We start from the raw sequence: 22,970 nt of genomic DNA on the forward strand, positions 1-22,970 counted from the left end.
TGCAGAAACATGGTGAAACATTTTACAGATGACTGCAAGCCCCTCGACTCGTTTGTAACTCTATCTTAACATTATGCTGACAACACTGTAATATTCGAGCTCTATTTTCTAGGTTCCTTTATGCTTGATTGCTGACCTGGCAATTCTGCCCTTTACTGTTGCACATGGTACATTATGACTACACGTTCATCTCACCCCGCCCCTCTCGATCAGGAACTGACCAATCTTAACAAGGAGTTTCTCAAACTCAGCACCATGGTTGAGGAACGCGTGCAGGAGGCCACTCAGCTCATCGCCAGCCCTGATCCGACGCTGATAGAGTCACTGATCGACGGGGATGACGAGGTGGATGAGCTTGAGGTGAAAATTGAAGGGCTGTGTATCCGAATTCTTGCGCTTCACCAGCCTTTCGCCACTGACCTGCGCTTTCTTATTTCAGTCATCAAGATTAACCGCGAGCTGGAGCGTATCTCCGACATCACCGTCAATATTGCCATGCGCATCATGCTTATCATGCGTATCGGCGGCAGCGGCGAAGACCTGCCTTTTGATTTTACTGATATGTCTGACCGGGTTCGGGTTATACTGAGAAGAAGCATTGACAGTCTCATTAACCGGAATGCGGAACTGGCGCGCGCCATTTTCGACAAAGATGAAGACGTCGATAACGCCCGGAATCAGTGTTACGAAATGGTCACCGAAGCGTTGAAAAACTGTCCGCAGCATCCCGGGGTGTATCTCAATACATATATTCTCGCCCAGCACCTTGAACGTATCGCCGACCGCGCCGTTAATATTGCTGAAGAGGTTATCTATCTGGTGGAAGGCAAAGTTACCAGATTTCCCTGAGCCACGGTGATTTCAGCTCTATGAGCCTTTATATATTTCTCCTTCTGACTCTTTTGACGAGCATTGCCTTTCAACTCGGACGCATGCGTGCTTTGCGGATTGCGGCCCGCAGCGGCGGGTTGCGCAAACTGCATTCTCTACCCCGGCACTACGGCAGCTATATGGCGCTGCGTTTCGCTGTTCCGGCCTTTATTCTCGCAGGTCTTACTGCCCTCTTCGCCGATAACATCGCCATGCACTTCGTGTGGAACAGCCTGCCGGAACAGCTGCGCATTCTCCCGGAGGAGCAGGCAAAACTGCTGAGACAGGTGATTATCCACACCTCGGTAAACCCGTCTGCCCCCGGCAGCAACGCCTCTGCCATTGTTCAGGCCGGCTGGCAGCTCAAACAGCTCACCGTGTTTACTCTCAGGCTGGGCTGGGCGGGATCTCTCCTGATCGGCACACTTTCCGCCGGACTTTTCCTGAAGAAAATCGATTCTACCCTGCCTGCCCGCCTGGCAATGGAAAAATTCATGCGGGGAATCCTTGCGGCCTGCACGGGGATAGTAATCTTCACTACCTTCGCCATTATTGCCTCGGTGGCAATGGAGACCTTCCGCTTTTTCCAGTTTGTCTCCCCTGTGGAGTTTTTCTTCGGGCATACATGGAGTCCTCAGACAGCCATGCACGCCGGGCAGGTTGGTGCCAGCGGCCATTTCGGTGCCCTGCCGGTAATCGGTGGAACTCTGATGATTACCCTGACTGCCATGCTTATTGCCGTGCCCACGGGACTGTTGACGGCCATTTATTTCTCGGAATACGCCAGCAGCAGGCGCAGACAAGTGCTTAAGCCGATCCTCGAAACACTCGCTGGAATCCCCACCGTTGTCTATGGTTTTTTTGCCGTCTTTGCTGTCGGTCCCTTCATCGGCCGCCTGGGTCTGCTGCTTGACGTAGAGACTTCCACCGAATCCGCCCTCGCGGCAGGAGTGGTGATCGGCATCATGATCATTCCCTACATCTCATCCCTCTCTGATGATGCCATCCACGCCGTACCAAAAAGACTCCGTGAAGGCTCCCGCGGACTCGGGGCCACCCGCAGCGAAACGATTCTCCATATAGTGCTGCCAGCGGCCATGCCGGGTATTATCGGCTCTCTGCTTCTCGCCCTGTCGCGGGCGGCGGGAGAAACCATGATCGTCGTGATGGCAGCAGGTATGGCTGGCAACTTCAGCTTTAATCCACTGAAATCGGCCACCACGGTCACGGTACAGATGGTTAATCTGGTCGGTGGAGCAGGCACGTTCAATACCCCGAGTACCCTCGCCGCCTTTGCTCTCGGTCTGCTGCTTTTTCTTTTTACTCTCACGGTCAATATTATCGCGCTGCATATCGTCCGGCGATATCACGCCCGATATCAGGAGGGAATGTAATGGCAAGAGAGAAGATGTCCCTGCTCAGGCCATCCACTGCTCTGCGTCGCAGGTATCGGCGTGACCGCCTGTTTCTCCTCGCCGGGCGTCTCGCCGTTCTTGCCTCTTTTTCTACCATCGGCCTGATCTTTCTCGCCATTCTCTATACCAGCCTGCCAGCCTTTACCCAGAGCTGTATCAGGCTGCCGGTTCATTTTGAGGAGACCGCTTTCAGTGACGAAAATATCGATCGGGCCAACTACGACCTTCTGGTTGCACAGGCACTGGCCCGGGTAATTCCCGGCGTAACCGATCCCGGGGAGAAAGCAGATCTGCTGGGGATGATGAGCCCCGGTGCCGCCTGGCAGCTGCAGCGAATGGTGGATTCCAACCCGAAACGGATCGGAACTGTCGAACAGCTCTGGCTCCCCGCGAACGCCGACATCGACATGCTGCGCAAGGGAAAATTTGATCGGACAACGCCCGAGCGGCTGCGTCGGCTCAGCAGGCTCCAGCTCAAGTGGTATGACCAGTTGAACGCTGAGGGACGTATCAAACGTCATTTCAACCGGGTGTTCTTCACCGCCTCCAATTCCACTGAGGCGGAACTGGCTGGAATTTATGGTGCGGTCAAGGGCAGTCTGCTGACCATGTTCATCACCCTGGTACTCTCCTTTCCCCTCGGCGCGGGAACGGCGATCTACCTCCAGGAGTTCGCCCCGCGCAACCGACTGACCACCACCATTAATGTTACCATCAGCAATCTCGCTGCAGTACCGCCGATTCTCTACGGCCTGCTGGGTCTTGCTGTCTTCATCAACTTGTTCCACCTGCCCCGCGCCACACCGCTGGTGGCAGGGATGGTGCTCAGCCTGATGACCTTTCCCACCATCATTATGGCCTCACGCAATGCCCTTGCTGCTGTGCCACGGTCGGTGTGCGATGCCGCACTGGCCCTTGGTGCCTCACGGATGCAGAGTATTACGCACCACATTCTGCCAGCGGCAATGCCGGGGATTCTCACCGGAACCCTTCTGGGGCTTGCCCAGGCCTTTGGCGAGTGCGCTCCGCTGCTGATGCTCGGCATGGTGGCCTTTGTCGGCAACGTTCCTGCCGGAATAACCGACCCTGCCACAGTACTCCCCATGCAGATCTATCTCTGGGCAGACAATCCGGGACAGGGCTTTCCCGAAAAAACCGCAGCCGCGATCGTCATCATGATGCTGTTTCTGGTCATTGTGAACACCGTTGTTCTCTGGTTGCGCAGAAAATTTGAGAACAGTCATCCACACACCTCCTGACAGTCACAACTTTATGAAAAACTTCATTCTCTTCCTTGTTCTGCTGGTCTCTGCCACACCCTGTTTCGCACAGAGTCAGCGGCGAACCATCTCCATTGTCGGCTCCTCCACGATGTATCCTTTCGCCGCACTGGTTGGAGAATATTTCACCCGGACCACTGGCAACCTCTCGCCACATATCGAATCAACCGGTTCCGGCAGCGGTTTCAAACGTTTCTGCGCTGGCAGTGGCCTGCAGTATCCCGATATTACCAACGCCTCCAGGCTCATGACCTCCGAAGAACGGGCCACCTGTCTGGCCAACGGCGTAACGGAGATCGTCAAAATGAAAATCGGCCGGGACGGCATCGTCCTCGCCACCTCACGGACAAGGCCAAAACTCAACCTTACCCTGCAGGATATCTATCTGGCGCTGGCGATGCAGGTTCCCGACCCCGAAAATCGGCAGAGACTCATCGCCAATCCCTACTCCCGCTGGCAGCAAATCAACTCCGCACTGCCGAATATCACCATCCATGTTTACGGCCCTCCCCCCACCTCCGGCACCCGCGACGCCTTTGACAGCCTCGTAATGGAAAGGGGGGCGATGACTTTTCCCCTGTTACGGAAGATGAAAAAAGAGAATCCTGCCGAGTTTAAACAGGTCGCCAATCGCATGCGGGAGGATGGCCGCTGGGTTAACGCCGGGGAAAATGACTCCTTCATTGTGCAGAAACTCAAAACCAATCCAGATGCCTGCGGTATCTTCGGCTTCTCTTTTCTCAAGCAGAATGAGGAGAACCTGCAGGCCGCCTCCCTCAACGGCTTTTCCCCCGATCCTGCCAATATTGCCGATGGTAAATACCCCGTATCGAGATCACTGTTTCTCTACGTCAAGAAACAGAACAGCTCAATGGTTTCGGGACTCCCCGCCTATCTCAAAGAATTTACTTCACAGAGGGCATCAGGCAAACGGGGCTATCTTGCGCACCGCGGGATGATTCCACTTTCGGCCAGAGAGCAGCAGATAAACAGGGAAAGAGTTACATCCATGCAGAAGAAGTGAAGAAAAGGGAGACGGGAGACAGGAGACGGGAGACGGGAGACGGGAGACAGGAGACAGGAGGCAGGAGGCAGGAGACAGGAGACAGGAGGCAGGAGGCAGGAGACGGGAGACGGGAGACGGGAAAAGGCAAAAAACTTTAAAATTAAACAGAGAATTGCTGTTGTTCTATTTCTATTAAGTTATGCTCATTTTACACCCTGTTTATCCATTCGTAATCGCCAAAAAAGATGTCCACGCAGTTGCGTTCTCTGGTCAGTAAAAAATGTGATTGGTATTAATCATGGCTGGAATAAATTTTCATCAGCCATTCAACTTCTTCCGTATAACCAGCTCAGGATACCTCATGGATACCAACAGTTCCGGAACCAGCTCCTTTCCCACCATCTCCTCCGCCGGGGATGATCTTGATCTGGAGATGCTGCAGCACAACGACCGACAGACCTGTGGCACGCCCTTTCTTAATGATCCCCTCATCAGCTGCCGGGAGATAGAGGTGTTCTACGGAGAACAGTGTGCTCTGCACAAGGTAAGTCTTGATATCGGTCACAGAGAGGTGCTGGCCATTATCGGTCCTTCGGGCTGTGGCAAGTCCACCTTTCTCCGCTGCCTCAACCGGATGAACGACAGTATTGAGGAGTGTACCGTACAGGGCGAAATAACCCTTGATGGAGTCAATATCTACGATGAAAATGTGGATGTGGTGCCCCTGCGCACGAGAGTGGGGATGGTCTTTCAGAAGCCGAATCCGTTTCCCAAATCGATCTATGACAACATTGCCTACGGGCCCCGCATCCACGGGCTTGCATCCAGCAGAAGTGAGCTGGATGAGATTGTCACCAGTTCGCTGCAGAATGCCGGGCTGTGGGATGAGGTGAAAGACCGCCTTACCAGCACCGCCATGGCACTTTCCAGCGGCCAGCAACAGCGCCTCTGCATTGCCCGCACTCTCGCCGTGGAGCCCGAGGTTATCCTGATGGACGAACCGTGCTCCGGGCTTGATCCCATCGCCACCAGCAAGGTTGAGACCCTGATCAACAACCTCAGTGAAAGCTACTCTATCATCCTCGTCACCCACGCCATAGAGCAGGCTTCGAGGGTAAGCCGACGCACAGCCTTTTTCCACAAGGGATTTCTCGTTGAGATTGGTCTCACTGCACGAATATTCACCACTCCAGAGAGCCGCCTTACCGAAAAGTACATTACTGCCCGTCTCACCTGAACCGCGGCATCACTTTGACAGAAGGTAATTTTTCACCCTTCTGGAGGGTCTGTATATCCCCCTTTCTCGAAATTCGCTTTTATGTTATTCTGCCTCCCGTATTTCAGTGAGTTGCGGCCCGTGCAGCGTGCCTCCATGCTGCGTTCCCCTTTAGTATTTTTGCCAAAGAGAAGCACAATGGAAAAAGTTGAACAGCAAAATCAAAATATCAGCAAAGAGGATCGAAAAGGGCTGTATAAAACGATCTTCTCGCGACGTGATGTCCACACGCAGTTTCTTGATACTGCAATTCCCGATGAAGTTCTGAGCCGTATTCTCTATGCCGCTCACTATGCACCGTCTGCTGGTTTTATGCAGCCGTGGGACTTTCTGCTCATCCGTAACAGCGAAACCCGCCAAAAGGTGCATGCAGCGTTCGCCCAGGCACACGCCGAGGCTGCAACGATGTTTTCTGGAGAAAAGCAGAATGCCCGCTCTAACTTCAAACTGAAAGGGATTCTCGACTGTGCGCTCAATATCTGCGTTACCTGCGATACCACGCGCACCAGCTCGGTGGTATTCAACCGTCACCCCGCCAATACCATGGATACCTCTTCCAGTATCTGCACCATCCAAAATCTCTGGCTGGCCGCCCGTGCGGAAGGGCTGGGCGTCGGCTGGGTAAGTATTATCGATGAAGAAACTCTCAAAGAAATTCTGGAGATTCCCGACCATGTCATACCGGTGGGTTATCTCTGCGTTGGTTATGTCAGCCATTTTCTCAAGAAGCCAGAGCTGGAAAACGACGGGTGGCTTCCCCGCCTGGACATTCGCAATCTCATTTCCTTCGACCGCTGGCACGGCCAGCCCGAGCGCAGTGAAGCCGGAATTCTCCAGCAGTTGAAACAAGATGCCGATTTCCCGGCAGCAGCTCAGGAGGGGGAGTAGACCGGACCCCTGCCATAACACATTCATGAAAAAACAGTTCACATATTACTCTCTCTCTCTGTTCCTCGCGGTTGGAATTTCTTCCCTCCTTACGTCCTGCGCCAGTACGTCACAGCACCCGGAGTCAGCAATACCTCCGGTGAATGTTCAACAGCAGACCACACAAGAAATACAAGTGGCAGTACGTCAGAGAATTCAAGATCCAAAATTCGAAATCTACACCAATGATATTCCAATACCGGGGGAGACAGAGGTTAAAACCGGGAGTGAAAAGACGAGCGGAGAGTCGTCAGCAATGTACCTGCCTCCCGCCGAGCAGCCACAGCCGATAGTAGACTCATCCACAGTGCCCGAAGAAGTGGTAACTATTGACGGCACCCGCTACACCATCCCCTCTCCCTGGGCGGGCAACCGGCTGAAAGCTCCTGTTTTTTCTCTTGCCACTTTTAAGCAGATTCCGACGATTCATGTTCATGACGGCAATGAGGCATATCTCAAAAAGAGTGCCTGGGGACCTCTGATGGCGATGATTCTTGCTGCACGAAAGGATGGAGTCATCCTTCAGGCCGAAACGGCCTATCGCAGTTACGATACTCAGGTGGATATCTTCAGGCGAAAATTTCGTGAAGGGCGCACCTGGAAGGACGTGGTACGCTATGTCGCCCCACCGGGCTATTCGGAACACCTGCTCGGCACAGTTCTCGATTTCTATCCCTCCGGCTGGCGTTTTGCCTCCACCAAAGCCTACGGCTGGCTGAAAGGTCACGCAGGAGAATTTGGCTTTATTGAATCCTATCCTGAAATAAGGCGTCCCGGCGGAATGCCCCTCGCATGGGAAAGCTGGCACTGGCGTTATATCGGCAAAAAAATGCCGGTCGGAGAGGCAACACAGATTGTTTCGCCGAATCCAGAGGCCCAACCTCCAGAGTCCCAGCCCTCTCCAGAAGCAGAAGAAGACCTTACCACCTTTGAGGATATAAAAGCAGAAGCGACGGAGTCTGACTCCCTGCCCTCTTCGTCAGAAGATGTCACGCCAGTTCCTGAAGTACTGGAGGAAGCTCCGCCCGACCCGGGCGAGATGCCCCTGCCTCCTCCTGTGGAGCTGTTCGATTTCTAAAGGCAGGGGAAAGGAGACGGGAGAAAGGAGACGGGAGAAAGGGAAAAGCAAAAGACGGAACAGCGAAAAACTTTAAAAAAGATTACAAGGTTCCCACAAATCATTCCACCGTTATCATTACGTTTATCGTCACCGTGTAGACAAAGCATGCCTTGTCTCTAATCGCCGTAATCACTGTTGTACCAATTATTCACCAATGATAATGAATACCACCGTTATCATCATCGCGATCAATTTTAGAAACATCCGTTGTGCTGGAAACGCCAAAATTGATCGTCTCTACGGGGATTTTTTGCTTTTTCCCGTCTCCCGTCTCCCGTCTCCTTTCTCCCTTTTCCCGTCCCTGCCTTTGAATCCGCCAATACAAAATGTAAAGAGTATCACTGCAGGACAAAACACAAAAAAGTCTGTCGGGTTACCCCCGACAGACTTTTTTGTGTTTCACAACTCGGAGAAATTTTTTACTTCAGGGTAATTCCAGCTTCTCTGGCGCGATCAGCAATGTGTTTCACAAAAATTTCTGCAAAGGCATCATTTTCCCCCAGACCATGCAGAACGGGTTTCACGTTGAAACCGTCTTGAGTAAGAATGCTCTTCCAGGAATCATCATCATCCCCGGCCATATCATTGGTGGCATGGTCACCGGCAACGATCATAAAGGCTTTGAGCATAACTTTATCGGCCTTGTTATGTTTCAACTGACGGGCAACATCTTCAACTGTGGGGGCACCTTCTACAACCCCGACAATGGTCTTCACATCCGGGTACTGTTTTTTCATTTCCCGTTGCAGAGAATTGTAAATACCTGTTGACCAGTGTTCGTTACCATGCCCCATATAGACGAGGGTTCTTCCCTCTTTTTTTGCAAGGGCAACATCCGGAGCCAGGGTTTTCACTGCCTCGGCGACGTCTTCATGGTAGGGATGAAGATCGCCGGGTTCGCCAAGGGCAGGCCGCCCCATGACGATGTTATTGATGGGCATCCATTTGTCTTTCAGCGTTCTAATGGAACCCAGTGCATCAACATATTGCAGGAGATCTGTCGACTCTTCCATAAAAAAGATATGGGTCGGTTGAACAACAATGTTCGTATATCCATCTTCTACGAGATCACCAACAGTGGCAATGATATTTTGTACATAGAGGACTTCTTTCGGGATACCCTGATCCAGCCATTTTTGGGGTTCAGCCTGACGCTTTTTCCAGACAGAACGAATAATATTTGAGGTAAAGGTAAGGCGAACTTCGGTTTTCGGATACGCCTTTTTCACGTGGCTGAGGATGTTGGTAATGGATTTTACTCCTGAGGGAACAGTCGTCCCAAAGGAGGCAATTACAATAGCCGACTTGCCCCGTTCAATCTGCATTCCCGTAGCGCAGGCCATACTTGCCATTGCCACCATGCATAATGCGAGAAGAGATACTTTTACAAACTGTTTCATATTTACTCCTGTAACCAATAATTCGGTCCGGAGAAACAAACACCCCGAACCATATAAATGATCCGGGGTGCCCTCTACCTCGTATCGTAAAATATGCCCTTTTCCACGGATGCATATTTCATCTCTTCATCAGGCAGGCTTTCTGGCTTCCGATCTTCCTACTTACTGAGCCTTCCCGGTATTTTTCAGCCAGTGGCATTCTTCAGTGTTCGTTACGGTTACAGCGGCGGGCCCGCGCCGGATTTTAACCGGCTTTCCTCTTCGCATTTTACAACGCACCTGATGTATTGGAATTGAGTATAAACTTTCCATTTTTTCTCTGCCAACACTTTTCTGACATATACACAAAAAGAATATTAAAAAGAGCCTCAGTGGCTGGAATCCTCTGCCATAAAGGTCTTGTCGATAAAACGCTCACCAAGGATAAAGCCCGCGCCGACAACACCAAAACCAGCCAGTACAACAATATACTCAGCCGGAGTCGGGATGAAGGGTAGATATGTCGGGACACCGACTATACCGTGATCCCAGGGAACAATGGCACCGGAAACCACCATGTTGAAACAAGAGATGAACTGGCCGACCAGCACCAGAATAGCGGAGAAAACCATCACACTGACATATCGCAGATGGGTAATCATCAGCAATACAATCGGTGCAACCAGACCCGTACCGATCTCTACCACCCAGAAGTTAATGGCAAGCGGCCCTTCCGTAAGAGATCTGGCGGCAGTGATCAATTCATAGTCCCCGGAATACGCGTTCAGAATCTTCCAGGCGTTGGCAATCAACAGGCAAAAGCAGATGAGAAGCATTATCTTTCCACCGGTGGTCATCGCGGCACGCACCTCCTCACTCATCCTGCGTCTCTGAATACCGTAGCTGAGTGCAGTCATAACCAGCAAAGCTGCCGCTCCGGAGAGCACTGCAGAACCGAGAAAGAAGGCGGGAATCTGTCCCCCATACCAGAAGGGGTGGGACTTGAGAGAAGAAAAGACCGCACCAAGGTTGAAAATGGCGCAGGCCTCAGTGATGGCACAGAGAACACCGAGCACCACAGCCGTTTTGTACCAGCGCAGAACAATCAGCACGACCTCAAGTATCATGACAATAACCGCCGCACCGTAAAGTACACCCATCCACCAGATATTGGAGGTGAAGTTGGGGTGCAGAATGAGGTCGAGAGATATCCGCCAGATGTTTTCCATCTCAAGGCCGATAACGAGAAAAGCTCCGCAGAGCATGAAGATGGAAAGCCAGACCATACGAGAGCCCAGCACACCCATGTTGTTGCCGCCCCAGGCCCGACTGAAAGTAAAGAGCAGTGCGAGGCCAGTAGAGATAATGGCAAAACAGGTAGACACCGAGATCGTCAATCCCCACGGTATTTCACGGGTATTGCTGAAAGCCTCTCCATGACCTACATAGAGAGCGTATATCCCTGCTCCCACTCCGGCAGCAATCATGGCGAGACTCAACCACCAGACCTTGCTGGCCAGAAGGGAGGTCACCGCCGTTTTCTGAGTTGCAGTGTTGTTCATTGTAAACTCCTTTGATAATTATTTCCGGGTACCTTAAAACAGCCTGCATTCGTTCATATTCGAGGTACAGGAGGAAATTTATCGAAGGTACGTATACCGGCTTACCGTTCATCACCGGTATAACTGTGATCACGGAGTCTGGCGCTTACCTGGAGTCCGGCGCTTACCTCCGAGGATAAATTTTTGACTGTAACGAAGAAGATGGGCGATGAGTCGATGTTCCCTTCCGACAGCAGCTGTCTGTTACTGATCCTTTTTATTCATTCGTTCTACCCCAAGAACGCCTATGTGGCAGGCGGTACAGCGGGTATTGGCGGCAAAAGCTGTCTCGCCATTATGGCAGCTGCCACAGAATTTGCCGTCATACATGCTCTGCATATTGAAATCTTCGTTCTGCTCGGCTGTACCGGCCTCCATTACAAAAAGGTCATCATGGCAGGAGTCACAATCCAGTCCAGCACCTGCCGTGTGAACTTGATGGGAAAAGACAGCCCCCGGCACCGGTTTTGTCCACACTATCGGTTTTTCCGGCGCATGAATGTCCGGGGCGGCTTCTTTCTTCCCGGCAAGTTGAGCTGCCGCGGCTTTTACACCCTCCACGGCCTCACCGGCAGCACCGGCAACGGCGGTGCCCGCTTTGCTTCCAGCCCTGACAACAGCATCACTGGCATCTCCGGCGGCGTCCACCACCGCATCAGCAGCCTTGCCAGCGGCAGTACCAACAGAATCCGCTGCATCAGAAAAGGCATCTTTCGCTCTTCCAGTCGCCTCACTTACCGCATCCGCCATATCACCTGCAGCCTCTCTTGCCTTATCACCCGCCTCAGATATGGCTGCCTTCGTGCTGTCGACGGCCTCACCGGCTTTAACTTTGGCACTTTCCATGGCTTCTCCCGCCTTGTCCAGAGCTGCGGAGACCTTCGCTTTCACCGAGTCTTCTCCTTCCTCAACACCAGCCTTCCCGACATTTTCACCTTGAGCGGCAACCTGTTCCACTGCTCCACCATTCCCTTTCACCGCAGCAGTATCACCCTCGGCAAAAGCGGGCACCGCAAAGAGAACCAGAGCCAGCGGAATCATCATAATTTTCTTCATAATAAACCTCTTCCTGTTGATAGGAGTTACAACATCTCGCCAATCCGGCTCATGTATTGATGTAGTAAACATTTGGCAGCGCCCCGGATTCCGGACGCAGGACCCAGATGGTAGTCCCCGGAGTATGGAGCAGAATATACACCTCACTTTTTTTGTCGGCCAGGTCACCAAATACCCGGCATCCTGTGGGGCAGGCCTCGGCGCATGCAGTGGTCGTTTCCCCTTTGGAGAGACGCGACTCCCAGCAGAAGTCGCATTTGTCAACCGCCCGGACATCCGGCTCCTCGTTAAAATAGCACGCGTCATAGGGACAGGCAGTCATGCAGGCCTTACAGCCAATACAGAGGTCTTTTTTTATTCGCACAATACCCGTCTTTTCATCCTTACAGATCGCAGAGGTGGGGCACACCCGCACGCATGGCGGATTGTTACACTGATTGCAGAGTACCGGTGTAAAGATCGTCTCAATAGCATTTCCCTCAAGAGGACGCTGCTTCTCAAGAATGGTCGTGCGCGAACCATATTCGGGAACGTGGTTGGTCTTCACACAGGCCTCCATACAACGGCCACAGTCGATGCAGAGGTGCTCTCGCAGCACCATGGTGTAATGTGGGGCATAAGGATATTTCCCCGGTACCGGCACTACCTCTTCAAAACCGATAGCCTCTGCACTTTTCACCGGGGTCAGCGACAGCACTGTCCCACCGAGATACATCCCGGTAATGACGAGTCCAAGCCCCAGAAAATTCCGGCGTTCGCTGGAGCGAAGACCGCTGAGGTCTTCACTTTTCACCTTTTCAAGGTCGTTCATCTTCATAGTAGTATTCCTCGTAAAATGTCAGCTGCTGCCGATTTATCAGCAGGCTCTGGAACTGGCAGGTGCATTGAATAATTGACCTTTCTTCCAACTTCTTCCCTGTACAGTCATAATTTGATGTCCCGGGAGGAAACACCAGGGTCCTTCGGTAAAAGGGACCCAAAAGCCTTAAAAGTAACAATAACTCATGAATATATCATTTATTCAAGGTTTTGATAGTCCCTTCAGCTCTCAATTTGATCAAAAAATCAGGAAGGAAACAAGCATTTTAAAAGGGATAAAAAGAATTCCTGAGAGGGACCTTTGAACCAGGCTGTACGCAGATTCGTGGCAGGCTGTACACGCCTTCGGTATATTACAGGTCCAATTCAATCCATCTGCACTTTCCCAATGATACGAAAGCACTTTTTTTTCCTGATATTTGCGCTACAATATCAAAGTTTGTTATGTTTTATGTGAATTTTGCTGCACCTCCGCTGTCTTCCCTGTCTGTGTCTCCCTGCCTGTGCGTATAAAGGAGCACAGAAAAACCATCTACTGCTCTCTTCAGGAGAGCGAAAGGAGTATGACCATGACGAAGTTCATCTATCAGGAGCCCTTCCCAGTCGGCAAAGACACCACCCCTTACCACAAAATCGAAGGCTCAGAGAAATATGTCTCCGTGGAAAAATTTGGCAGCGAAGAAATTCTCAAGGTAAAAAGTGAAGGACTCACTGAGCTGGCCCGCGTTGCCATGCGCGAGGTTTCCTTCCTGCTGCGTCCAGGCCATAACGAGCAGGTAGCGGCAATTCTCGAAGATCCCGCTGCCTCCGACAACGAAAAAGGTGTTGCCCTGCAATTCCTGAAAAACGCTGAAGTTTCCTGTAACTTTGAACTTCCTCTCTGTCAGGATACGGGGACAGCAATTGTCATGGGTAAAAAGGGACAGAACGTCTGGACCGGCTTTGACGAGGCAGAGGCCCTTTCCAAAGGCGTGTTCGAAACCTACACCAATGAAAATCTGCGCTATTCGCAAACCGTAGCACAGGATATGTATACAGAAAGCAACACCGGCACCAATCTGCCTGCACAGATTGATATCTACGCCACCCAGGGCGGGGAATATAAATTCCTTTTTATCGCCAAGGGCGGCGGATCCGCCAATAAGACCTATCTCTATCAGGAAACCAAGGCACTGCTCAATCCGAAGTCCCTTGTGAAATTTCTCATTGAGAAGATGAAGACCCTCGGCACCGCAGCCTGCCCGCCCTACCATCTTGCGTTTGTTATCGGCGGCACCTCCGCCGAAGCCAATCTGAAGACAGTGAAGCTGGCTTCTGCCAAATACTACGACGAGCTGCCCACCAGCGGCAACGAGCACGGACGGGCCTTCCGCGATCTGGAACTGGAGAAAGAGATTCAGGAAGCCTCAGCTGAAATTGGCCTTGGCGCACAGTTTGGCGGACGCCACTTTACCCATGACGTACGTATCGTGCGCCTGCCGCGTCACGGTGCTTCCTGTCCGGTAGGAATGGGCGTAAGCTGCTCTGCTGACCGTAACCTCAAGGCGAAGATCAACAAAGAGGGCATGTGGATTGAGACAATGGATACCAATCCCGGCCGTCTTATCCCTGAAAATTTGCGCGACGCCGCCCGCTCAGCAGTAAAAATAGACCTCAATCAACCGATGAAAGATGTGCTCGCCGAGCTGACCAAACATCCGGTAGGAACTGAGCTCTCCCTCAACGGCACCATCATCGTCGGCCGTGACATTGCCCACTCTAAATTCAAGGAACTGCTCGACGCTGGCAAAGAGTTGCCTGATTATCTTAAGAAACATCCCATCTACTATGCCGGTCCGGCCAAAACGCCAGAGGGTAAACCCTCCGGTTCCTTCGGACCGACGACTGCCGGACGGATGGATTCCTATGTTGACCTCCTGCAGAAAGCAGGTGGTTCCATGGTGATGATTGCCAAGGGCAACCGTTCACAACAGGTGACTGACGCCTGTAAGAATAATGGTGGCTTCTACCTCGGCTCCATCGGCGGACCTGCTGCAATTCTCGCCGAAGAAAACATCACCAAAGTCGAATGTATTGACTATCCTGAACTGGGTATGGAAGCAGTATGGCAGATTGAAGCTAAAAACTTCCCGGCCTTCATTCTTGTGGATGATAAAGGGAATGACTTTTTCAGCGGTATGATGTGAGAGTGAAGATTTTTTTCTGATACCTCGAAGGTCGGCAGACAGAATTTTCTGTCCGCCGACCTTTTTTTATTTCGCGTTGCGATAACCGAGGAAGCCTCCCTCTTTCTCTTCCTTCCTGTATTTTTGCAGCTTGAAAACCGCCAAAGTGTTGACAACAACAATTTCTCTTAATAGGATTATTTTCTTATCCTTACAGACTTTTTTATTCAATATTCCAGGTGTTTTCTTGAAGAGTTGATTGTCTTCAACATTCACCTGCCACTACGATTGGAGAGAAGAAATGACAACCGAAACAACAGTTACTGCAGAAGGATTTTTTGGCGAATATGGTGGACAATATGTTCCAGAAGCCCTTATTCCTATCCTGGATGAGCTTGCCGCAGCCTACGATAAAGCTAAAAATGATCCGGAATTCCAAAAAGAGTTCACATATTACCTCACCAAATACTCCGGTCGTCCAACTCCCATATACCGCTGCGCCAATCTCACGAAGGCGTGCGGCGGCGCTCAGATCTGGCTTAAACGCGAAGATCTCAATCACCTCGGTGCCCATAAAGTCAACAACACCATAGGTCAGATCCTTCTTGCCAAACGTATGGGTAAAAAGAAGATTATTGCTGAAACAGGTGCGGGCCAGCACGGTGTCGCAGCTGCCGCCACAGCCGCTCTCATGGGTATGGAATGCACTGTTTATATGGGTGAAGTAGATATTGAGCGTCAAAAACTCAATGTATTCCGCATGAAAATGATGGGTGCAGAGGTTGTCCCTGCAATGTCAGGACAAAGAACCCTTAAAGAAGCCGTTGACGAAGCGCTTGGTGCATGGATTGAACACGCCGATGACACCTTCTACCTTCTGGGTTCAGCAGTTGGTCCTCACCCCTATCCATCGATGGTACGTGACTTTCAATCGATAATTGGCAGAGAAGCCCGACAACAGTTCCTCGATGAACAGGGAAAACTTCCAGACTACTGTATAGCCTGTGTTGGTGGTGGTTCTAATGCAATTGGAATGTTTACTGATTTCGTAGGAGATAAAGAGGTTAAACTCGTTGGCGTGGAACCTTCCGGACGTGGCCTTGAACCAGGCGACCACGCGGCGACACTCTGCCTTGGAACCCCTGGTATCATGCACGGATTCAACTCTTATATGCTTAAAGATGAGAACGGTGAACCGGCATCTGTCTATTCAATTTCAGCAGGACTTGATTACCCCAGTGTAGGACCTGAGCATTCTTATCTTAAGGATATCGGCAGGGCCACCTATGAGCACGCCTCAGACATGGAGGCTGTTGATGCGTTCTTCAAACTTTCACAAACGGAAGGTATCATCCCGGCGCTGGAATCTTCTCATGCACTGGCATACGCTCTCAAACTGGCACCAACACTTTCAGCCGACCAGACAATCCTTGTCAACCTCTCTGGTCGCGGCGATAAAGATGTCGCAGAGATTGAAAAATTGATCGCCAGTGGTCAGATCACCATGCCATAACAGGCCCTGAGATCTGTAGAAACATCGGGCAGTAACACCTTAATTTTTCACGAGGTGTTACTGCTTTTCATTTTCATGCAGCAGTCTGTTTTTCCTCCCAGATACCCCTCCGCTTCGACAAAAGACACCCCAGGAGATTCTCTCGGCAGGGCAATCAGCGAAGGAGAACTTCCTTGTGACCGGACAAAGCCCATTATATTTTCGCAATTTCCCCCAGTTCGTTCCTCAAAGACTTCTTAAGATACCTTTTGAAGGGAAAGCCTTTTCTGAGTCTGCGGTTATGCTTGTCTACCGCCCCGACACAGTGTTTCACGGTGATACCGGTCAGAACCTGTATCATGGGGAAGTATTGCCGTAAAAAGCGTTGACCTTGAGTGGTCCAGCAGGAAGGCAAGCTGAATTCAAGTATGGCTGCCTTGAATAATCAGTCTTTCGCCCATCTTCTTCGTTACAGTAAAAAATTTATCCTCGGAATATCAGTCATATACCTACGGTAAATTTCTTCCTGTGCCTCGAATATGAACGAAATACAAGATTATTCAAGGTACCCGTATGTGATAAAACCCAATTGGAGGGTAAAAGCATGAAAAAATCAACTTTGGCAGTAACAGCAATTGTTGCGGGTCTCTCTTTAACCGGTTGCGCCACACCACATGGAGGAACTGATTATACAGCCTCTGGAACCCTGGTCGGCGGAGCCGCCGGGGCAGTGATCGGAAGCCTGACACACAATCACGCCGCCGGTGCGGCTGTCGGCACAGCTGTGGGAGCAATATTTGGCGGCCTTATCGGTCACAGTCTTGATCAGCAGCAGGAGGAGCTGCTGCGGGCTCAGGCTCCTCAGACCCTGCAGCGGGTCGAACAGGGGCAGCCCCTGTCAGTATCAGATGTGCAGGCTCTGTCGAGCGCTGGAATCAGTGATGAACTGATCATCAGTCAGATCCGCAATTCCCGCACCGTTTACAGTCTCAACACGGCTGATATCATCCGCTTGAAAAACAACGGGGTCAGTGAAACTGTTATTGATTTTATGATCAATACCCGGACGCAGACTGATCACACGTACGTAACAGGTGTTGTGGGCCCCCTTCCGCCAGCCCCGCTGTCTGACCCAAGATATGCCCCTCCCGGGCCGGACTATTTCTGGGTAGCCGGTACATGGCTGTGGCTCGGAGATCGCTGGAGCTGGAACCACGGTTATTGGCACCAGCCATATCGCGGGTTCGGATTGGGACCTCGGAGGTAAGAGAATCGCAAGGGATAAAAATAATGTGGTCACTCACATTTTCACAAGGGTACCTTGAAACAGACTGCATTCATTCATATTCGAGGCACAGGAGGAAATTTACCGCCTATAATTTTGATATCGGAATCCAGCGCTTACCTTCGAGGATAATTTTTTGACTGTAACGAAGAAGATGGGCGAAAGAGTGGTTATTCAAGGTATCCTGATGTTTCCCCTGGCACAAAAAAATCTTTCCGTCTGGAAATCCGTGAGTCGTAATTTACGCCAGGGGCCATTTTGCGTTACTCTCTGACTATAGTTACTTTTTGGGGAAACAACATCCTCAAAAAGTAACTATACACTTCAAACCGGCAGGAAGCTTTTTCTTCGGGTTAGGCAGTTCAAGCCTTACGCCAAAGGTGGAACTGGCTGCATCGATTATCTGATCGACGATAATGACCCTGGCTTTATATTGCCCGGCAAGCGGTCCCTCTATTTCAACGGTCGCCTCAGCTCCCTTTTTAATCGCTCCGTAATAACCTGAGGGGACAACGACCTCAACGGAGAGGGGATCAATGGAGGCGATGGTCAGAAACGGATCTTCCCCCACATATTCACCAGGAGACCCGGTCCGCTGTACCACCACACCAGCGATTGTGGATCTGATTGTTCTGAGGGCCAGTTGTTCTTCTGCCTGGGAAACTTCCAACTCAGAGAACCGGACCTCAGTTTCGATCTCATCCTTATCGTTGATGGAAATCAGCTGCTTTTTTATAAGTTGTTCGTTCCTCAACAGCTTACGTTTGCCAAAGTCGACCCTCGCTTTGGCAAGCTTAAGCGCTGCCCTCTGAACCCCGGATTTGAGGGTGGCAATTGTTTGCCTTTTTTTTACCCAGGTACCGCGTTCGACCAGAACTTGTTCGAGAATACCCGGCACCTGGCTGCTATACTGCACCAGCTCATTTGGTTCGATAAGACCTTCCAGGGGCGGCAATTCTTCAGCCTGGATACTTCGTGGAGCAAGGAGAAGAACAAACAAAAGCAGGAAAAATAGAGATCTCATATATATTATCATCCGTTGTTGATGAACTATTCAAGATTGCCCGAGAAGGAAAGCAGACTTCCCTGCGCCTGGTCTTGCTTGAACAGCTCTTTTCTCATCTTGTCATGATATTTTTCAAGGCGCTTTTGCGCCCTGTTCAACAGCCAGCGCGAAAGAACTCCGCCCAGCCCTTTATGCGGTGCTGGAATCATCCTTCCAACTTTTGCCAGCAGCCTGCCCCGCTGCCCTGTAAAGAGCATATCGTCAAAAGAGAGCAAAGCCTCATAACTCCCGGGATCACCCTGTCTCCCGGATCTCCCGGCAAGCTGCCGGTCAATGCGGGCGGCCTCATGCCGTTCTGTGGAAATAACGTGCAGTCCACCGAGATTCTGCACTTCTTCGGTAAGCTTGATATCAGTGCCCCGGCCCGCCATATTGGTGGCTATGGTCACTGCACCGACCTCCCCCGCTTTTTGAATGATCGCGGCTTCCTCGGCGTCCTGTTTGGCGTTAAGCAATTCGTACGCCAGCCCGTGCTCCCGCATTATTCCTGCCAGCTTTTCAGACGCCTTGACCGAACGGGTACCGACCAGCACCGGCCGTCCCTCTTCATGGATGGCCAGTATACGCGTACTCACAGCCTGCCATTTTCCCACTTCGTGTGCAAAGACCTTGTCCGGAAGATGTTTGCGCCTCGGCGGCTTATTGGGCGGAATCTTCAGGGTCTGCAAATTATATACGTTCCAGAGTTCACCGGCAACCTCGCGGGCGGTACCGGTCATACCGGAGAGATGCAGGTAACGGCGGAAAAAACGTTGGTAACTGATTTTTGCAAGCGTCTCCCTCCTGCTCGTCAAATCACAACCTTCCTTCATCTCGATCATCTGGTGCAGTCCCTGCTCCCAGGACCTGCCCTCCATCACCCTGCCGGTGAACTCGTCAATGATCTGTATCTTGCCGTCACGAACGAGGTAATTTTCGTCCAGATGAAACATATATTGCGCCTGCAGTGCCTTAAAGACAGTGGATTCACGCCGTACAAGGCCGTTCCACATGGGCCCTAAACCTGCTGCCTTCGTCTCAATCTGCTTTCTGCCCTGCTCAGTCACCCGCAGGCTTTTTCGCTGCCTGTCGAGGAGGAAATCATCTCCTTCCTCAAGCGTTGCCGCGATATCAAGGGCCTGGCGCAGGAATTCCTTTTCATCCTCCTCCCCGGCTGTACCAGAGATGATAAGCGGGGTACGCGCCTCATCAATGAGGATGGAGTCAGCTTCATCGACGATACCGAAATAAAGGCCGCGAATGAGCAGACGATCACTGCGTTGGGATCGACTGTGCAGATACTCGGCCCGCAGGAGCCGGACATCAGTCCGGTCGCCCAGCGTCAACCGATCACGGAGATAATCGAACACCAGTTCCTTGTTGGTTACATAAGTTATATCGCGGCTGTAGGCATGACGTTTCTCATCCGGCTTCATATTGTGGGTAACGCAACCAACCTCAAGCCCCAGTGCACGATAAAGAGGTCCCATGGTCTCCGCGTCCCTCCCCGTGAGGTAGTCGTTTACACTGACCACGTGCACTGGAATGCGGGCCATGGCGGCAGTTGCGGCAGCAAGCGTAGCTGTGAGAGTTTTCCCTTCACCGGTGTCCATCTCCGCGACTTTGCCCTGCAGCATGGCAATCCCCCCAAACAGCTGACAGGGATAATGGTATAAGCCAAGAATTCGCCTGCTGGTTTCGCGAATGAGAGCAAAACTCGCAGCAACGGCGCTGTCAGTAAAACCGTCCCTGAGCAAATCCTCTCGAACCTTTGCACGGATGTCACTTAATTCCTTGTCACTACTCTCGACAAACTGTTCTGAAAGCCCCTCTATTCTGGCGACAGCAGCCTGAATCCCTCTCCTCCCGGAGAAAAATCTTCGTATGCCTCCGTAGAGCTGATTGCCGAGATTTTCCAAACGGGTGTTTACCTTGTCTGGGCGTTCAGCCCTCTGGTCATGTGCGGAGGGTGGCAATGGAATGGCGAAGGGTCTGGTCATGGTCACCGGCAGGGCAGTTAGAAGGAAAATCGACTGAGCAGCAGACGTCTGACTGACCGATACAGGCGCAGTGCCAACGGCTCCGGATGATGCTCAAAACGCACATACGCACGCTGTTCAAGCCATGGTTCGAGAGGTTTTTCAACCTGAATGTCAAACTGGAACAGATACTCAAGGACCATCGGGCGCTCCTTCTCCCGGGGATCAAGACCAAAAGGGCCGCCACCCTGGGTGCTGAGGGCCATGCTCGGTAATTCCCTGGTGGCGGCTGGCACCTCTCTGATGATTCTGGCTGGCAGGACCGTGTCAATCTTATCAGAGAGCCTCACTGCAATGGCCACAGTATCCCCGCGCACCTTTTCAATGTCGGACTGTGGTACCACCACCCGCAGATAGAGTCCATCCGGGTCAAGGATGTAGCCAAGCTGTGTTCCTCTGGTAAAATAATGTCCCAGCATATCGCTTTGCCGCTCAAGAATAAAAATGCCGTCTTCAGGAGCCGTCATGGTCAACTCTGCCTGGCGGGATTGTACCTCAGTCAGCTCAGCCTCGATCTGCATCACCGCTTCCCGAAACAGCATCGCCTCGTTGATGTCCTTCTGCCTGCTCTGGTCATATTTCGCGAGAAACTCATCACGCCGGGCGCTGATCTGCTTCACCCTGCTGTCGAGCTCATCGTTAGTAAAACGTAAAAGCACTGTTCCGGCTGTCACCCTGCTGCCGCTCTCCACCATTATTTCCGAGACAAATCCGGTGGCGGTGGCATGCAGACGGGATTCTTCCGGCGCCCAGGTTACCCCCTCACAAAGCGTGTAGGATGGCAGGGGATAAAAGAGCAGAAGCCCGCTGCCAAGCAAGAACGGGAGGATTATAACCAGCAGCAGCCTGAGTCTTTTTGTCTTCATTTTTGGATTTTTTATGGTAAAGACCAGGAGCCTGGAAGCTGGCAGAACGATCATCCCCACTGCCGCCCAGAGCGCCAGCACCAGACCGATGAAAAAGAACTTTGCAGCCACAAATAAAATAATACGAAAGGATATAAAGATCCGATAAATAAAAGAGGCCACACCATAAAAAAACAGCCACGCCGCTTCCTCTCCCGTGTTGGCCATCGAATCGAGTCGATTGATACCCAGCAGATAACGCTGGCAGAGATAACCGAGATAACGGTTTGATTTCTGCCCCAGATTGGGGATCTCCAGAAAATCCGACAGGACATAATAGGCATCGAAACGCAGCAGAGGGTTGCCGTTGAACAACAACGTCGATACCCCGGCAATAAGCATGATGTTGAAAGCCGCCACCCGGACTGGTCCCGATTCAACGTTAAGCCACACCAAAAGGGCCACGGCGGCAATAAAAACCTCAACCATAATTCCTGCTCCACCAACCAGCATGCGCTTATATTTGGAGGTGAACGCCAGCGAAGAGGATGCTTCAACATAGGGAATCGGCATGAAGACGAGGAGAATGATGCCCATCTCGTGCACTTCACCACCCCACTTTTTGACCATGAAGGCATGCCCGAATTCGTGTATGACCTTGAGGAATGGATAGATCAGCGTCACCAGCAGAATGTTCTCAAGCGCCAGTACCTGATCCGTAAAATTGTTGGTCAAATCCGGCCAGTGCATTATCGCCAACACCAGCGAAAGCGAAAAGGTCAAGATCCAGATAACCAGCATTGGCCAGCTCAGCAACGGATTGACAAACGGCATGGCGACGCTGAGAAAGCGGTCCGGGTCGAGCAGGGGAATACGCATAAACATTGGCGACCGAACGGCGGCAAGCATTCGTTTGCGCCTGCCGGTGGTCTTCCGCTGCTCAAGATCTGCTATATTCGGTAATGTTGATGACTGCAGTAAATCAGATCTGAACAGCTGAGCCAGCAGGGCGATAACCTCGTCCTGCGTCGGCATGTGGTCACCGAGGTTCCTGCACGCCTGATCCCAGATATCGCCGAGGGTGCGCTTACCGTCCATGAAGCCAATAATCTGATATGCCTCAGGTGAGAAACGGTGATGTTTGCCGGTGAACCGGTCCTGAATCACGTACCAGTCCTCACCACGGTAATTGTGCTTGAAGATCTGTACATGGCTGCGCAGTCTTGGCTTCAGTGGCGCAACCCTGTACCAGGAACGGCTAAACAGTGATTCGCTCATGTCAGCAACAAACCTCCCGGAGATATACCAGCGGTGCCCCCGGCTGCTTTCAGCATATTCTGCACTCGCCAC

Annotated in this window: 17 protein-coding genes and 1 riboswitch; of the genes, 10 read left to right on the forward strand and 7 right to left on the reverse strand. The window is 51.7% G+C overall.

Translation table 11 applies throughout. From position 1 onward, the window contains the following. Positions 1-174: 174 nt before the first annotated feature. From phoU to JWG39_RS16430, 7 genes are all read left to right on the forward strand, one after another. Complete coding sequence (gene phoU, locus JWG39_RS02960) at positions 175-849, forward strand: phosphate signaling complex protein PhoU (RefSeq protein ID WP_205217875.1); 675 nt, start codon at positions 175-177, stop codon at positions 847-849. A 20-nt stretch (positions 850-869) separates the two neighbouring features. Beyond that, positions 870-2,264: a phosphate ABC transporter permease subunit PstC gene (pstC, locus tag JWG39_RS02965; protein WP_205217876.1), complete on the forward strand. Its 1,395-nt coding sequence runs from the start codon at positions 870-872 to the stop codon at positions 2,262-2,264. Beyond that, entirely contained in the window at positions 2,264-3,544 is a 1,281-nt protein-coding gene (pstA, locus tag JWG39_RS02970; protein ID WP_240191957.1) for a phosphate ABC transporter permease PstA, read from the forward strand. Before pstC ends, pstA begins: the two co-directional genes overlap by 1 nt. Positions 3,545-3,557: 13 nt before the next feature. Beyond that, positions 3,558-4,589 carry a substrate-binding domain-containing protein gene (locus tag JWG39_RS02975; protein ID WP_205217877.1) on the forward strand — a complete coding sequence of 344 codons (1,032 nt, stop codon included), beginning with the start codon at positions 3,558-3,560 and terminating at the stop codon, positions 4,587-4,589. A gap of 343 nt (positions 4,590-4,932) precedes the next feature. Continuing rightward, a complete protein-coding gene (gene pstB / locus JWG39_RS02980) occupies positions 4,933-5,808 on the forward strand; it encodes a phosphate ABC transporter ATP-binding protein PstB (RefSeq protein WP_205217878.1) in 876 nt (291 codons plus the stop codon). A gap of 177 nt (positions 5,809-5,985) precedes the next feature. Next, positions 5,986-6,735, forward strand: coding sequence for a 5,6-dimethylbenzimidazole synthase (gene bluB / locus JWG39_RS02985; RefSeq protein WP_205217879.1), 750 nt, complete (start codon positions 5,986-5,988; stop codon positions 6,733-6,735). Positions 6,736-6,910: 175 nt separating this feature from the next. Further along, positions 6,911-7,852 carry a D-alanyl-D-alanine carboxypeptidase family protein gene (locus JWG39_RS16430; protein ID WP_205217880.1) on the forward strand — a complete coding sequence of 314 codons (942 nt, stop codon included), beginning with the start codon at positions 6,911-6,913 and terminating at the stop codon, positions 7,850-7,852. Between the two features lie 461 nt (positions 7,853-8,313). Here the strand turns inward: JWG39_RS16430 and JWG39_RS02995 are convergent, their stop codons facing one another. The 4 genes from JWG39_RS02995 to JWG39_RS03010 form a co-directional block, all read right to left on the reverse strand. Next, positions 8,314-9,294 carry a sirohydrochlorin cobaltochelatase gene (locus JWG39_RS02995; RefSeq protein ID WP_205217881.1) on the reverse strand — a complete coding sequence of 327 codons (981 nt, stop codon included), beginning with the start codon at positions 9,292-9,294 and terminating at the stop codon, positions 8,314-8,316. 115 nt (positions 9,295-9,409) lie between these two features. Next, positions 9,410-9,592, reverse strand: a riboswitch (cobalamin riboswitch). 70 nt (positions 9,593-9,662) lie between these two features. Next, a complete protein-coding gene (nrfD, locus tag JWG39_RS03000; protein WP_205217882.1) occupies positions 9,663-10,835 on the reverse strand; it encodes an NrfD/PsrC family molybdoenzyme membrane anchor subunit in 1,173 nt (390 codons plus the stop codon). A 243-nt stretch (positions 10,836-11,078) separates the two neighbouring features. Then, the gene (locus JWG39_RS03005) at positions 11,079-11,930 is read right to left on the reverse strand and encodes a cytochrome c3 family protein (RefSeq protein WP_205217883.1); all 852 of its coding nucleotides are present in this window, start codon (positions 11,928-11,930) and stop codon (positions 11,079-11,081) included. Positions 11,931-11,979: 49 nt separating this feature from the next. Next, the gene (locus tag JWG39_RS03010; protein ID WP_205217884.1) at positions 11,980-12,747 is read right to left on the reverse strand and encodes a 4Fe-4S dicluster domain-containing protein; all 768 of its coding nucleotides are present in this window, start codon (positions 12,745-12,747) and stop codon (positions 11,980-11,982) included. A gap of 571 nt (positions 12,748-13,318) precedes the next feature. On the opposite strand from JWG39_RS03010, the gene JWG39_RS03015 reads away from it, so the two are divergent. The 3 genes from JWG39_RS03015 (at position 13,319) to JWG39_RS03025 (ending at position 17,673) form a co-directional block, all read left to right on the forward strand. Further along, complete coding sequence (locus JWG39_RS03015; RefSeq protein ID WP_275888945.1) at positions 13,319-14,935, forward strand: fumarate hydratase; 1,617 nt, start codon at positions 13,319-13,321, stop codon at positions 14,933-14,935. Between the two features lie 280 nt (positions 14,936-15,215). Continuing rightward, complete coding sequence (gene trpB / locus JWG39_RS03020) at positions 15,216-16,427, forward strand: tryptophan synthase subunit beta (protein ID WP_205217886.1); 1,212 nt, start codon at positions 15,216-15,218, stop codon at positions 16,425-16,427. A 583-nt stretch (positions 16,428-17,010) separates the two neighbouring features. Next, on the forward strand, positions 17,011-17,673 hold the full coding sequence (locus JWG39_RS03025) for a glycine zipper domain-containing protein (protein ID WP_205217887.1): 663 nt from the start codon (positions 17,011-17,013) through the stop codon (positions 17,671-17,673). A gap of 322 nt (positions 17,674-17,995) precedes the next feature. Here JWG39_RS03025 and JWG39_RS03030 read toward each other — a convergent pair whose 3' ends face one another. Genes JWG39_RS03030 through JWG39_RS16905 form a run of 3 tightly spaced genes read right to left on the reverse strand, consistent with a single transcriptional unit; the run spans position 17,996 to position 22,970 of the window. Next, positions 17,996-18,715 carry an efflux RND transporter periplasmic adaptor subunit gene (locus JWG39_RS03030; protein WP_205217888.1) on the reverse strand — a complete coding sequence of 240 codons (720 nt, stop codon included), beginning with the start codon at positions 18,713-18,715 and terminating at the stop codon, positions 17,996-17,998. Between the two features lie 26 nt (positions 18,716-18,741). Then, positions 18,742-20,736, reverse strand: coding sequence for a preprotein translocase subunit SecA (locus JWG39_RS03035; protein WP_205217889.1), 1,995 nt, complete (start codon positions 20,734-20,736; stop codon positions 18,742-18,744). A gap of 17 nt (positions 20,737-20,753) precedes the next feature. Continuing rightward, complete coding sequence (locus tag JWG39_RS16905) at positions 20,754-22,970, reverse strand: HlyD family efflux transporter periplasmic adaptor subunit (RefSeq protein WP_205217890.1); 2,217 nt, start codon at positions 22,968-22,970, stop codon at positions 20,754-20,756.

The sequence above is a fragment of the Desulforhopalus vacuolatus genome, assembly GCF_016918505.1.
GTDB lineage: Bacteria > Desulfobacterota > Desulfobulbia > Desulfobulbales > Desulfocapsaceae > Desulforhopalus > Desulforhopalus vacuolatus.